Below are 14,306 nucleotides of genomic sequence, written 5' to 3'. Positions count from 1 at the left end.
AAGCTGCCTTCAATTGCGTGAATCCTTGTGCATAAGAACAAATTTTACTCATATATAAAGCTTGGCGCACTGCTTCAATTAATTCGGCTTTGTCAATTCCAAGTGCTGCTTTATCTTTAGGTCCAGATAAAACTTTGCTTGCGTTCACACGCTCTTCTTTTAAAGCAGAAATACAACGCGCAAATACAGATTCCGTGATAATAGGGAGAGATATACCTAAATCAAGTGCGCTTTGGCTTGTCCATTTCCCTGTACCCTTTTGTCCCGCAGTATCAAGAATAACATCCACTAATGGCTTGCCAGTTTCTTCATCTTTCTTCGTGAAGATGTCTGCTGTAATCTCAATTAGATAGCTGTTCAGTTCGCCCTTATTCCATTCAGCAAATATTTCATGAAACTCTTCTGCAGTCAAATCAAGTGTTTGTTTCAAGAAGAAATACGCTTCACAAATTAATTGCATATCTCCATACTCAATACCGTTGTGAACCATCTTTACATAGTGGCCTGCCCCATTAGGTCCGATATAAGAACAGCAAGGCTCGTCATTCACTTTTGCAGAGATATTTTCAAGCATATTCTTCACTTTTTCGTATGCATCCTTCTGTCCGCCCGGCATAATAGACGGTCCCTTCAATGCACCCTCTTCTCCGCCTGACACACCTGCACCGATGAAATTGATTCCTTCTTCGGCAAGACGTTTGTTTCGGCGAATTGTATCGACAAAGTATGTATTACCGCCATCAATTAAAATATCACCTTTATCAAGATGAGGAAGCAGAGAATCAATCGCCTTATCTGTAATTTCTCCTGCATTAACCATTAATAAAATCTTTCTAGGTGATTCAAGTGAGCTAACAAACTCTTCAACCATATGAGTACCAACTAAGTTTTTACCACGGTTTTCCTCAATGATTTCATTTACTTTTTCCTTCGAAATATCATATAGGGCAACAGAATACCCTTTACTCTCAAAGTTAAGTGCGAGGCTTTTTCCCATAACGCCCACACCAACTACTCCAATTTGTTGCTTTGGCATATTTCATCGTTCCTTTCTATGCATGTTACTCTGTCTATATTATAGTATATATACCTAAAGTAACACTTTAATCAAATAATCCATCTTATTTATTTCAATATGCTCCGCCAAGATGCGTGCAAAAGGACATAGGGACACGGCACATCGCCATCAAGCTAAGGTTTTAAAGTACCCCAAAACGTAACTTTTATCTCTATACAGTTATTTATGTGAATTCAGCAGGTTATCTAATACAGTTATTATCTAAACCATCAAATCAAAATGATCGTTGTAAAGTGTTTAATTTACAAGTAGAAAAATAAAAAACCACTTAGAGTGGTTTTTAATCGCGCATTGCTCCTGCCTCTCGGGAGGTCATTGCTCCTTGTCCTTGGCTAACATCTTTTTGAATTTCTTGTTTTACTTTTTGTGCATCAGTTCCCGCAAATTTTTGTTTCATATTAGAACCCAAATTTTCTTTACCTTGCTGATTCTGTAGCATAAAAGTCCTCCTTTATTTATTGATTTAACAATCATATTATTTACAAAAACACTCGGTATATCCCGAGGATTCGATTGAAATTCACTTAAAGTGAAGGGACTTTCGTTTGAAAAATAAACATATATTCGTTGTTCAACTAACGCATAGGTTAGTTGAACATGACAAATGCTTTAAAAAATAGCCTGTATCAATGATTACTTGGTAATCATTGATACAGGCTTTATATTTCAATAACTAATTGTCTTTATATATATTTAATTTAATATCTTTACTGTTAATATTCATGTGTCTTTAATCTGTTGTATTGTTTTGAACGTGCTTGAGTTGAACTTGTTGTAAATATTAGAAATATCTTTTTAGGGATATCTTAGTTTTGAATCCCATTCTACTTACCAATTCATCTTCATTTATTCCTTGCTTAATAAGACGGAGAATAAATGTGTTCCTCATCTGCTGGGCAGAAATACGCCTATTTAACTCCGCTCGTTTCACTTCAAGTCGTATCATCTTTTGTATAGAAACTACGGACAAAGCCTTTGGCGCATCCTTTTCATATACCCATCGATATGTTCCACGATTAAAGTCAAATGCTATAAACAAAGGATTATCTGTATACTGTCTAGGTCTTACAGGTTCCGGAATAGTTTTATAGTATTTGTAGAGCTGCTTCATATCATCCTCTGATAATGATATAGATCTATTTATGCCGTTTTCTCCAGGAACAACTAAGGTATTTCTAGCAAACTGTATATGGCTCATATTAAGCGATACAAGCTCTTGCAAGGATAACCCATAGTTTACTACTAAATTTATTATACAAGCGTTTCTATCCATAATTAGAGGGCGATATTTAGCTTATCTTTCTGTTAATCCCTTTGTTAAGAGTATAATTTGTTTTAAAAGTTTTTCTTCCGCTTCGGTAATAAAATCATTATCACTTAGTGATTGATCAGGAATTAAGGAGAGGCGGATATCATCTAATGGACTATCTATCCCTAAAAACATGTGCAATTTCTTTAAAACCACCCATATTCTGTGCCTTGTTTTCTGGGAATATTTACGCTTGTTTTCTAACTCAGAAAAATACCCCTGATAATCTTCTTGAGATAGTTCACTCCACGATTTGATATGAAAAAGTATCTCATTTACTTCTACCCATTTATAAAAATCCTTAATATCGTATGAATAACGTTGTATCGTAGAATGCTTTCGACCTTTTTCAGTTAAGTAATTAGAAAAGGCTTCTAATGTTTCTTCTAGGCTAATTGTCTCGTTCATTATAATCACCTAATTTATAACAGAAAGTAGGCTGAAGACCAGCTAGTCGCAAAAGAGAACCATTTAAGTCCCTATTATTATCTTCTTTATTTGTTTGAAACACTTCCCAATATCGATTTTAAAATTAAAAATCACCTCATTTTAACATGAAAAAGTGGCATTTTTGTTATTTCTAATATCCGCTAATGCTTATTGCGTGATTTGGTTCCATTGCTACACAACCCCCAATACCCAACCTTAGCTTGATGGGCATGTATGGTGACCCCTATTTGCATCAACGAGAAGGAATAGACCTTGAAAAAACCATTTATAGTTCCACTGATACGCAGAAAAAAAGAGAATGATTCGGAATTTTTTTTACGAATCATTCTCTTTTTATTTTCATATTTTAACATGCTGGATATGCATTAGAACCCAAATAACGTTCTTTTATAATTTGGCGATGATGAAGCTCATGACCAACAATAATGTTTGCTAATGCACGAACCGTGACTTCAGAATTGTTCGCAATTCCCCTTTGTAACCAAGCTTCTTTATCTAAACTTTTAAGCAAATGAACAGTAGACTGACGAACAGCAGTTAAATTCTCAAGAAGATCTTGCATAGATTGCTTATCAAAAGCTGCCCTAAGAACATACATATCATCGTTATATCCAGGAAGTTCTGCTGTCTCGCCTCTTGCTATAGAAAGCAATCGATATGTCATAATACGTTCAGTATCCGCAATATGACCGATTACTTCTTTTATACTCCATTTATTAGGAGCATATCGAAAATGTCCCTCACTATCAGAAATATCCTTCAATAAAAGATTCGTTTCCTTCATTTCTTGCTTTAGAATATGTATGATATCTCCATCTGGTATTAAGTTTATGTACGTTGAATAATACGGGTTATATTCATTTGCTTCTGGTCTCTTTTGCATGCTTATCATCCTTTTTATTTTATCGTTATATACACCTTATCATAAATTATTGTCATATTAATCCGAAAATTTAAATTCTAAAACGAAAAGGGATAGTAAGTAAAAAGTGGAGGCTATTCTTTTGTAGATCAATACTAAATGCATAGCCTCTTTTTATGTATGTAATGAGAATCTACCGCCCTTTGCTACGCACGGTTGCTGGCATATCAAAAACACAAACGGACAAACAATCCTTTGCATTTTTGATATGTTGATTATTATTTACAAAGCCAAATGAATAAGGCTATCATAATACTCAAAAAAAACTACAAAAACTAATCCCCAAAAATCCCTTTGAAAAATCTAATCTTGTTATACATATCCATTTCTATATAAGTTGTATCTTTTAGTACAGCCATGTTTAATCCTCCCAATATTAATTGTTTACTAAAATGAAAAAAGAACAAGCCTCGCCCTGGTAGGGATACGTAGGTTTGTCCTTTTGTATGTGGGTAATGATACATTTAATTACCATTATTATAACTGAATTAACAAATATTTTTAATTATGTTTGATATCTTATTAACAAGCATACTAGTAATAGTAAAATCTATTATAAATATATATCTTATATATTAAAAAGAAATAAAGATAAAACTTTTATAGGTTATCAAAAATAGGGGGAAAACTTACTCGCACAAGGGAAAATTTGATGTTAGAACGTAAAAAATCATAAATAGAAGAAAATGTCCACGTAGACTCAATGATTATTAGACTTTCAATTCTACAAAAAAGCAGAAAGAAAATTATATGTTTCTACATGAAATCGGAAAGAAATTGATACAAATCACATTATATTTATTCAACCATGTAAATAGGGCTTATTTTCTTTATTTTGGTAGATGGAGCAGTATTTAGCGTTCAATTATCCACAATTTGTTCAGATAATGCAGATATTTGTTAACATTACTCAGTATTTACACATAACTCACATTATTATTGATGATTTTTATTAGATGAATTCAACGACACTAGTATTCTCAAGGGGATTGGGAAAATATTATTCACATTTGATCATATTTGTCCTCATATCCACTATTTATATAAATATCCTTTTGATTTTTTGTAGATATAAAATCGGATGTTTTACTACAGGTGAAGAATATTCAATGTGTAGTGTGGAGATTCTTCTATAGGTAGAAGAGGATTTGTATAGAAATGTATAAAAAAAGACTCCATTTTACATGAAGTCCTTTTGATTTGGTATTTATAAATAGAGTAGTAGAAAAGGGGGGTTGATGAAACAAACACGAATAGCCCTCCACTTTCGATTTTTTCAAAAATAGAGAGCTTGTTGCTATTTTTTTATTTCCATTACGGTTAGCACCTGATCTGGAGCTGTTATTGTTACACCAGCACGTACTAAGCGTTCGAAGGTACGCATAAACGCTAGTAAATTAAACTGTTTTGGTAGCTCAATAACACGAAGTTTTTCTTGTGGCAGCTTATCAATTGCTTCGATAAACCATTCACGTACATCACTTGGAATTGTGCGTTCTTTATGGCCACGAACTTTTAATTTTTCACGCATTTCAATTTCTAAAGCGATATATGCATGGAGATTCACTCCCTGATCATATGCATATTTTCTAAATAACGTTTCTTCCTGGTATTTTAGATAATTACGGTGATAAGATTCTTCCGTCACTGGTACCGCAAACTTTTGTTTCAGTAGTGCATACACATTTTTAAACATCTTCTTAATGTTGTGAAGAGAGTACATGGAATAATGTAGACCAAAATTAAAGACAGCTTGTTCACGGTCACTATTTCTCTCTTTTGGTATATGTTGCGCAATAAGAGGGTAGATACCTTCTTTTGCTGCTGTATCAAGAATTTGATATTGAGATGTTTGATGCAATAGTTTTTTCAATGTATATACAATTTTCGTTGGATATCCTTCTTTTCGATCAACCATGTCGCGAAGTCCACGAATTACACTGCGAATTTGACGATGACAAGTATGCTTTAAAACATGAATGAATTTATTGATGTCTGCAGACAGTTCACCGATATTCATTTCTTGTAGGACGGATTCAATGAATTTCGCTTTACGAGCATATGTAGCTTTTGGTGTAAATGGATCCCTATGTTGTTCTTCTCCAGATTCTTTCGTACATAAGAAGTCCGAATGGATAGATAGATATAATGTTGTATATCGTTTGGTATGCTTTACACCTTTTTGCATTTTACAAATTTTAAATAGGGGATTTCCCGTACATGGTAATGCAGTTGTTAATTCTTCGATAACCACATGGATCTGGTGCGGATATTTTTTATGTAAGAAACGATACATTCCACCAAAGTGAGTTTTGTTTCCTCTTTCATCCTGCTTGTCCAAAGAACGCTTTAAAGTTGTTTCTGTATGTTGCTGCATAGCGATGTCTAAGAATAGTTTCTTAGCTGCTACAGATAACTTAAAGAACGCCTTTGTAAATACAACAGGACTAATATATACGTAAGGATTTGCCTTTTCTGTTTCCTCATTCATAAAATGAGTGAGCTTAATTGTATAACGGCCATCAACTCCATTTTCAATGGAAATAATGTTATGTAAGTTTAATTTTTTCAAAGCAATATAGAATTGGGAGTGCTGGATATAAGCAAATTCTTCTTTATATTGCTTGTAATCTTCCCACATCATATGTATTGTTACATTTGGAATGACACCATTTGTAAAGCATTTTTTATGTAGATATAAGAATACTTCAAGATCTGCATTCGTAATTCCATATAATTTATGTTTTCTTCCTGTTTTCTCTGTAAGTGCAGACTTTTCTCGACGTGAAAAAGATGGTTTAGCTTGTTCTACAAAGCCTTCTACATCCGCAATACGTTCTTCGTATGTCATGTGCTGCAGAATATCTTCTAAATATGTATCTTTATAGCTGTAGTATTTCTCCTCAAATGTTTCCACAAATTTTTGCCAAGATTTTAGTGTTACTAAAACTGCGTTTGTTGTCTTTCCATTTAAACTACGCTGATTTTGAATAATAAATGATTTCCCCATCTTTTTCACCTCCGTTCTGCAAAATTCGAAATGTATGCCAAAATACTATAAAATATACCAATTTTGATTATAGCAAAACGAAAAATGATGAAAGGTGCTCCTTTAAGAAGAAAAATAGCAACTTGCAACAGCTTATAAAGCTAGGCGTATCAAGGGATATGAGAATTTTATTGTTTTTTTTTGTGTTAAGGATACCGCAAACGTGTTGCAAGTTGAAATATATGTATAAAAATAAGTGAAAAAACATCTCTTCCCTTGATATATAAGGGAGGAGATTGAAAATGACAAAAAAGTTAGGGTAAGGATACCGCAAACGTGTTGCAAGTTAAGAAGTACAATTACAAATCATGAAATATACCAATTATCGCTGATATGATAGGCTTAATTAGGCTTTTATGAATTACAATAGGGTGAGGATACCGCAAACAGTGTTGCATCTTATGTGAAAAATAAGGGTGAGGATACCGCAAACGTGTTGCAAGTTGAGTTATATGTACATGAATAAGTAAAAAGCATTTAATTCCTTGATATATAAGGGATTAGCTTGAAAATGGCAAAAAAGTTAGGGTAAGGATACCGCAAACATGTTGCATTTTATTTGAATAACTTGCTATAAGTATAAAAAAATCACTTGAAAATTATAAAATAGAACAATTTTTTGTGTATTGTATTAGGTTGAGAAAAAATTATACTGTTGCAAGTTGGACGAAATAGGGTAAGGATACCGCAAACATGTTGCAAGTTGTAGAGATAAGGAAAGAAAAGCGCAAAAGGAATGCAAGTAAAGAGGAATAGGGAAAAGAAAGAGCAAACATGTTGCAAGTTGTAGAGGTAAGGAAAGAAAAGCACAAAAGGAATGCAAGTAAAGAAGAATAGGGAAAAAAAGAGCAAACATGTTGCAAGTTGTAGAGGTAAGGAAAGAAAAGTGCAAAAGGAATGCAAGTAAAGAAGAATAGGAAAAAAAGAGCAAACATGTTGCAAGTTGTAGAGGTAAGGAAAGAAAAGCGCAAAAGGAATGCAAGTAAAGAAGAATAGGGAAAAGAAAGAGCAGACATGTTGCAAGGTAAGCGTCAAATATTCCCCACCTACTATTTGTAAATAATCCCTGAGATAATCTCCTTACATAATACATGTGAAGGTTTATTCAAAACAAATCCAAAATGTTACTATAAAAAAGAACCCTAATCTTAGGGTTCCAATATAAATCATTTAAAGTTTTTTATAAACCTACTTTGTCGCTTTTCGTCCTACTAATACCCAGTACAGAGATAAGCTGAAAAAGACAATCAGTACGAGAATGAATAGGATATTACTAAACATCGAAGCATCCGCATTGTTTATCATTCCTAGGAAGCTTTTTTTCATTGCGGAATGGTCCATCATCGCAGCTGTGTAGGCAATTCCGATTGACATCGCGACATTCAGTGTTAAGTTATAAAATCCGATTGCTGTTCCTGTTTTTTCTTTCTCGATTGTACAAATGCAAGAATTAAGTAATGGTGCATACAAGAATGCAAAAGAACTGGAAAATAAAACCATAGATATTACGAATACAACAACAGAAGTTTTGATAAAGAATCCACCTAATAGTAAGCTGATCATAATGATACACATAGCGAGTGTAATACATTGCTTGCTTCCCATAACCTTTGCAATTTTTCCAGAAAGAGCCCCAACTATAGTCGCTGCTATATAACCTGGAATCAATAAAAGTGAAATTGTATCTAGCTTCAAACCATAAATCTTTTCAAGCAAGAATGGAAATAGGAAAATATATGCTAGTTGTACAGAGTAAATGATAAACGCAACGCCAAGTAATGAGATAAACTGCTTATTTTGGAAGAATGAGATGCCAATAAAAGCTGTTGATTTCTTACTGATATATGTAAGGAACAAGGTAATTACAAAAATAAATAAGATCAGGTAAAGCCAATTGAAGTCTGTAATATATAGTAGTAGGGACGCTGAAATAATTCCAACTAGAAATAATCCTAATACATCTACATTACTATTTTTCGCTTCTTCCTTAGGAAAATATTTTAAAATAAAAGGAAGAGTGAAAAGTGTTACTAAAGATAGTAAAAATAGGTTTGTCCAATGGAAATATGTTGAAACATAACCTCCAGTTAATGCACCGATAAGCTGTGAAAGAGCAAAACTACTTGTACTAAATCCTAAATATTTCTTTTGTTCCTCTATAGGTAAATGCTTTGTGACAAATATGACATATAACGTTTCAGCTGATGCTAAACCAGCAGTTTGGATAATTCGTGAGACAACAACTAGTAAAAACGAGTGTTGAAAAATATATCCCATGACTGAACCGGCACAGATTAAAATAATCCCAATACTAAGAAGTTTTCTAATACTAACAGAATCCGCTAAAGCCGCGTAAACGACAGCCCCAATTCCAATCACAAGGCCAGCTAATGTTGCTTGCCAGCTAACTGTTGTCGCTGAAATTTGAAAATCCTTTGCTATATCAACAGAAATAATCTTAAATGAATTGTCAATTACCAAACATAATAGAAATAACAGTAAGGTAACAGGTACTGCTTTATTGGCACTATATTCCTGAGTTTTCTTCATGCTTACATCTGAATTTATTGTAGACATAGTGATATTTCTCTCCTTTTGTAATTTAGGAAATCGTCTTCTTGAATCATAATTGTCTAACTATAAATTGATGATTGGATGGCCCAGTAGTTTCTACGCCATTTGTTTCATATGCGAGATTTCCTTGTGCACAGTTGTACCCATATTTGTTTTTTCCTTTTTATGATATTTAAAAAAGGGAACGTTTTCATGGATGATTGAAAGTAAATTGATGACACTTTCATAATTACGCGTGGTAACTTTTTACAATATTGTATAGTTGTCTAAAGAACCTGTATACATCTAAAAAAATGACAAGGATACCACATACCTTGTTTGTATGATGTTTACAAGGTAGCATTTGCTTGAATAACGAAAAATATTTTACATTTTGACGACACTTTCTATTAGGGGTACCGCCACACATCCGTCAACATAAGGATTTAGACTATTTTTGAAGTTAAAAGCACGTCACCCTTTCTCATTAACATAAGGTAAACGTAAAGTAACTCTGCATCTAGGAGGTAAATCCGTTGACCACGGCAAGACTTTATCAATTTCTTCTTTATTGTTTAAATCGATATTAGGAAGTGTTTCAAACAAATAAAGAAGATAATGATAGGGACTTAAATTGTTCTCTTTTGCGGTTTCAACCACACTATACATGATGGCACTTCCTCTAGCACTTCGCGGTGTATTTGAGAACATCCAGTTTTTTCTCCCAATTACAAACGGTTTAATAGAACGTTCACTTCTGCTGTTATCGATTTCTAAATGGCCGTCTAATAAAAAGGCTTCATGATGATTCCATTGATTCAAACAATAAGTGATGGCTTTTCCTAGAGCGCTTTTTGGCAAAACAAGATCTTTCTGTTCATGAAGCCATGCCGAAAAAAGGTCCAGAATGGGCCTGCTTTTTTTGACGCTGCTCATATCACTCGGTAGGGTTGACATGTTTGCGTTTCCTTTCAATCGAATAGAGTTGATTACAGAAGTGTAAGCCTTCACTTGTCTTCACTTTTTTCCCCCTTCTGTGAATCAGGTAAAGCTTTTAAGGCTTCATCAAACTTCCGTCTGGCATGCGCCCAACATCCCACAAGAGTGACATCAGGTACTTAATGATAACCGCTATATCCATCTACTTGTAAATACCCTTGAAAACCAGTTAAAAAACGCTTCGGATGTTCCCCTGTTCTTGTGGGCTGATAGTCATAGAGAACAATAGGGATATCCTCTCGCCCCGTACGGTATAACCACAGATAGGACTTGGTTGTTGCGGCCCAACCAGGTTCACGTAAGACTTGGAAGGTTGTTTCATCCGCATGAAGGATGGTTCGAGTAAGTAGATATTCATGCATCCTTTCATACAGAATCGCTAACCATCGATCAGCCCCATATAATAACCAATTTCCCATCGTTTGTCGTGATAGCAAGATTCCCATCCGTACAAAATGCTTTTCCTGACGATAAAGAGGAATAGGGAAAAGAAAGAGTAGACATGTTGCAAGTTATAGAATTAAGGAGAGGAAAGCGCAAAAGGAATGCAAAGTAAAGGAGAATGGGAAAAGAAAGAGCAAACGTATTGCAAGTATTGAATTAAAAAGAAGAAACCGCAAAACTTTTGATTATCTGTTACAATAGATTAAATATAATTGTAGAACAGATTTTTATTAGCAAAACTAATTTGTTGGGATCCATGGTTTAGGGAGGAGTATGAAGTGGATAACTTATTACAAATGTTCCGAGATGCCTTATTGATCTCTGAGCCAATTTATAAATCAAATGAGCCTTTATGGACAAAATGGAATGCATACTTTAATGATGTTGAAAAAAATAATAATAAAGTATTAACTTCATCTTATGCTTCCCCCTCATTTACTGCATTGGTATCGTGGTTAGAGAAAAAGCAAGAGTCCGGAATTACATTATTACAAATTTATGCAAAAATTGATTCTTATAAGGAAGAAATATATACGGAAATTGAAGGATTTATAGAAAAAGAATTTCAGAATGTAGCACCGTCAAATTCCATAATATTAGAAAATGATCAAAATATAGATAAGACAAATATAGTGAACTATGAGGATTATTACGAGGTAAATAACTCTGCTGTTTATTATAAACTAAGAGATGGAATTGCAAAGAATCAATTTGAAGAAGATGAAAATAGTAAAGTTTTACAATATCCCATTGAAACGAAGTCTTCTAATGGTGTTGCGCAACTTTCTTCACACAAAGATGAAGATTTAAGACTTACAAACACTGAAGAAGCGGCTCGATGGAATACCCTTGTTGATGATGTAATGAGTAATATGGATGATTTAACGGCAGATTGTTTAGATGCAATTACAATACAGTGGATAAACGAAGCAAAATCTCCTGATGAGTTCATTGATTTTTCTTATGAGCAAGTTTTAGAGATGTGCAACATTCCAAAGACAATCGTCAAAAATAAAGAATATTATCGAGCTGAAGATAAAATTAAAATAGCAAAGAGAATTGCTGCTTTAGCGAGTATTTTTATCTATTTAAATGATGATAACGAGGTAGTAGTATTAAATGATCGGGATGATGAAGGAGAACGATTAGAATTAAAGCGTGAGGTTATTAAAAGGTTATTTGTATTAGATTCGGTTGTGTTGTGGAGACATAGTGTTACAAATGAATATATGGGTATTGAATCTTGTCGTATTAAGCCCGGCAGCTTTTTAACTAATTACTTATATGGATCAAATAATACAACGGCTTTATTGTCTAAAAAAGCACTTGAATACAATAGTTATAGACATAAATATCATAAAAGGTTAATTCGATATTTAACGTGGCAATGGAGAATTAGACAAATGTATTCATCATTGAAAAAGCCTTATTCTATAGGAGGGGACAAGGGGTTACTATCAGTAATGGACATTCCAAAAGATTGGAAGCCGAATCGTATTAGGGAACAGTTAGAAAATGTTCTAATGGATTTAGAAAATGAGAAAGTAATCTCTCATTGGGAGTATAGTAATCCGCTTGATGAACAACAAATTGGGAAACGTAACTGGTTTAAAAATTATTACGCTAACTTAGGAATAACTATTTTACCACCTGAGGAAATGCTACAATCAATGGATAGGGTAATCGGAAAGAAGAGTATTGAGGAACCACAAGAACAATTACCTGAAGTAACAGTTGTTGAAGAGGTAAGGAAGACTGTAGAATCAGTCGAACAAATAGAGAAGAAGATCCGTGACCAAATACTGAAAGTGCATAATGAAAAAAAAGTAAGCATTCGTGAAATAGCAGATGAAATTAGTATTTCACCATCTACGTTGTCTAGATTTTGTAATTATAAAACAAAACGTCTGTCTAAAAAAGCATTAGAAAAGTTGACAAAATGGTGTGAAAGACAAGAAATATTAGAGAAGATGTAACGTAGACTAAAGACTTCTTTTAAAATAAGTCAAATTAAAAATACACATACATTATGTATGTGTATTTTATTTATTATCAATTATAAGAGGCTGAAATACCTTTATAAGTAGTAATTTTGGCGAGCTAAGGTCCTGGAATTAAAAAAATGATATGGTTATTCTGTTTAATCGACTACAATTAAATTTCTTGTCTTATCGATATGGTTAAGTAACATATGATACTCTTCTTCATACATAGTTAAACGTTGTAGAAGGGATTGATTCTCTGCTTCTAAATATTCAATTTGATTTTGTAAATTTGTTAATTCATTCATTCCTTTATAATTTTGTAGAAAGAGAATAATGTCGTCTAATGTCATAGACAAAGAGTTTGTTTCTTTTTCTGGTTGGGAGGAGGAAATATTGTTTCCAACTTTTTGATTTTGTTTTGCTTGTTGTATTTCTTCTTCGTATTGTTTTCGAACGTATGAATTCCAACGAAATCCGCAAGCTGCAGGTGTCCTAGCTAATTGCTTTGCTACTTCTTTGAATGCAGCTAACTGTGTTCCACCGTTACGAATATTCTGAAGTACTATTGATGCGAGAAATAAATCGTCATCGTTAGTCCAGGAATCTTGTCTTGAAATTACCATTTTTTCAACCTCCCTTATATGTTTTATATTACATATATGCAAGTACTGAAAAGGATAGAAGTTAAAGAACTTCTATTAACATCATTTGTATTTGAAATAACAGATACATATGATAGCTTACGTCCCTCTAAATTATCTGTAAATTGATTGCTTTGAAAATCCCAAAACAAGAAATTATTAGAAGGGATTTTATTGAATATGATAAAATTAGATAAAAATATCAGATGAAAGGTGAGGAAGCAGTAAAGAGGATTACCATTTCTTTTATTTCATTGTTATCGCTAATGATATTATTGAGTGGATGTAGTCTAAATGCTGATTCAAAAACAGATTTGTTTCAATATAAGAATTCATATGTAGGTGACAACAGTGCAGTTGGAAATATCGTAAAACAATTGGCACATAACAAAGAGTTAAATCAAATTTCACTTGAAACAGAAATAACGAAGGCGAATCATGAATTGCTTATTTTACAAAATAGTGATGCTGTTCAAATGGATATTAAAACAATAAAACAAGATTTTGAGCAGTTGCAACACCAAGAGCAAGATTTAATCCATGTATTTCAGACATTAATTCAAAAAATTAGTATTCATCAAGATAGGACGGTGGATATTACATATACTTTTGAAAGTCCATTATAAGAAGGGAATGTACATATCCCTTCTTATTTTTGTTAGGATTAGAATTAACTGTACAAGTAGTTATATATTCTTTGGCTTTGCATAGCTGTAATTGACGTGGAAAGAAAATGGATATTATAAATGCTTATTTTGAAGGAGATAAAATTACATATACGTTGTCAATGAGGAGATTCTGTATCAATTTACGGTAAATTCTTACAAGTGAAAATTGTTTATTGACATCTAAAATGTAAAGACCTATACTTTTGTT

8 protein-coding genes and 2 pseudogenes are annotated in these 14,306 nt (G+C 33.1%); 2 read left to right on the top strand and 8 right to left on the bottom strand.

Going from position 1 to position 14,306, the window contains the following annotated elements:
• The 7 genes and pseudogenes from gndA to tnpC form a co-directional block, all read right to left on the bottom strand.
• On the bottom strand, nucleotides 1-1,036 hold a 1,036-nt coding region (gene gndA / locus MR109_RS26575), incomplete at its 3' end, for an NADP-dependent phosphogluconate dehydrogenase (RefSeq protein WP_242274472.1).
• 322 nt (nucleotides 1,037-1,358) lie between these two features.
• Entirely contained in the window at nucleotides 1,359-1,517 is a 159-nt protein-coding gene (locus tag MR109_RS26570; RefSeq protein WP_002175013.1) for a hypothetical protein, read from the bottom strand.
• A gap of 342 nt (nucleotides 1,518-1,859) precedes the next feature.
• Nucleotides 1,860-2,795 (bottom strand): annotated as a pseudogene (locus tag MR109_RS26565) (tyrosine-type recombinase/integrase).
• A gap of 388 nt (nucleotides 2,796-3,183) precedes the next feature.
• Nucleotides 3,184-3,720, bottom strand: coding sequence for a DinB family protein (locus MR109_RS26560; protein WP_071721294.1), 537 nt, complete (start codon nucleotides 3,718-3,720; stop codon nucleotides 3,184-3,186).
• A gap of 1,336 nt (nucleotides 3,721-5,056) precedes the next feature.
• On the bottom strand, nucleotides 5,057-6,769 hold the full coding sequence (locus MR109_RS26555; RefSeq protein WP_242274471.1) for a hypothetical protein: 1,713 nt from the start codon (nucleotides 6,767-6,769) through the stop codon (nucleotides 5,057-5,059).
• Between the two features lie 1,227 nt (nucleotides 6,770-7,996).
• Nucleotides 7,997-9,385 (bottom strand): MFS transporter, encoded by a 1,389-nt coding sequence (locus MR109_RS26550; RefSeq protein WP_242274470.1) that lies wholly within the window; start codon nucleotides 9,383-9,385, stop codon nucleotides 7,997-7,999.
• A gap of 450 nt (nucleotides 9,386-9,835) precedes the next feature.
• Nucleotides 9,836-10,842, bottom strand: a pseudogene (gene tnpC / locus MR109_RS26545) (IS66 family transposase); the annotation flags it as partial.
• A gap of 240 nt (nucleotides 10,843-11,082) precedes the next feature.
• On the opposite strand from tnpC, the gene MR109_RS26540 reads away from it, so the two are divergent.
• Nucleotides 11,083-12,780: a helix-turn-helix domain-containing protein gene (locus tag MR109_RS26540; RefSeq protein WP_242274469.1), complete on the top strand. Its 1,698-nt coding sequence runs from the start codon at nucleotides 11,083-11,085 to the stop codon at nucleotides 12,778-12,780.
• 164 nt (nucleotides 12,781-12,944) lie between these two features.
• On the opposite strand, the gene MR109_RS26535 is transcribed toward MR109_RS26540, so the two are convergent.
• A complete protein-coding gene (locus tag MR109_RS26535) occupies nucleotides 12,945-13,412 on the bottom strand; it encodes an RsfA family transcriptional regulator (protein WP_178939275.1) in 468 nt (155 codons plus the stop codon).
• Nucleotides 13,413-13,636: 224 nt separating this feature from the next.
• Here MR109_RS26535 and MR109_RS26530 point away from each other — a divergent pair, with 224 nt between their 5' ends.
• On the top strand, nucleotides 13,637-14,056 hold the full coding sequence (locus MR109_RS26530; RefSeq protein WP_242274468.1) for a DUF4825 domain-containing protein: 420 nt from the start codon (nucleotides 13,637-13,639) through the stop codon (nucleotides 14,054-14,056).
• The last annotated feature ends 250 nt before the right edge of the window (nucleotides 14,057-14,306 follow it).

Origin of the sequence: Bacillus cereus group sp. BfR-BA-01310 (assembly GCF_022664325.1) — a bacterium.
Taxonomy (GTDB): Bacteria; Bacillota; Bacilli; order Bacillales; family Bacillaceae_G; genus Bacillus_A; species Bacillus_A paramycoides.
The sequence above is the reverse complement of the archived record's forward strand: the minus strand, read 5'-3'. Positions and strand labels throughout refer to the sequence as shown.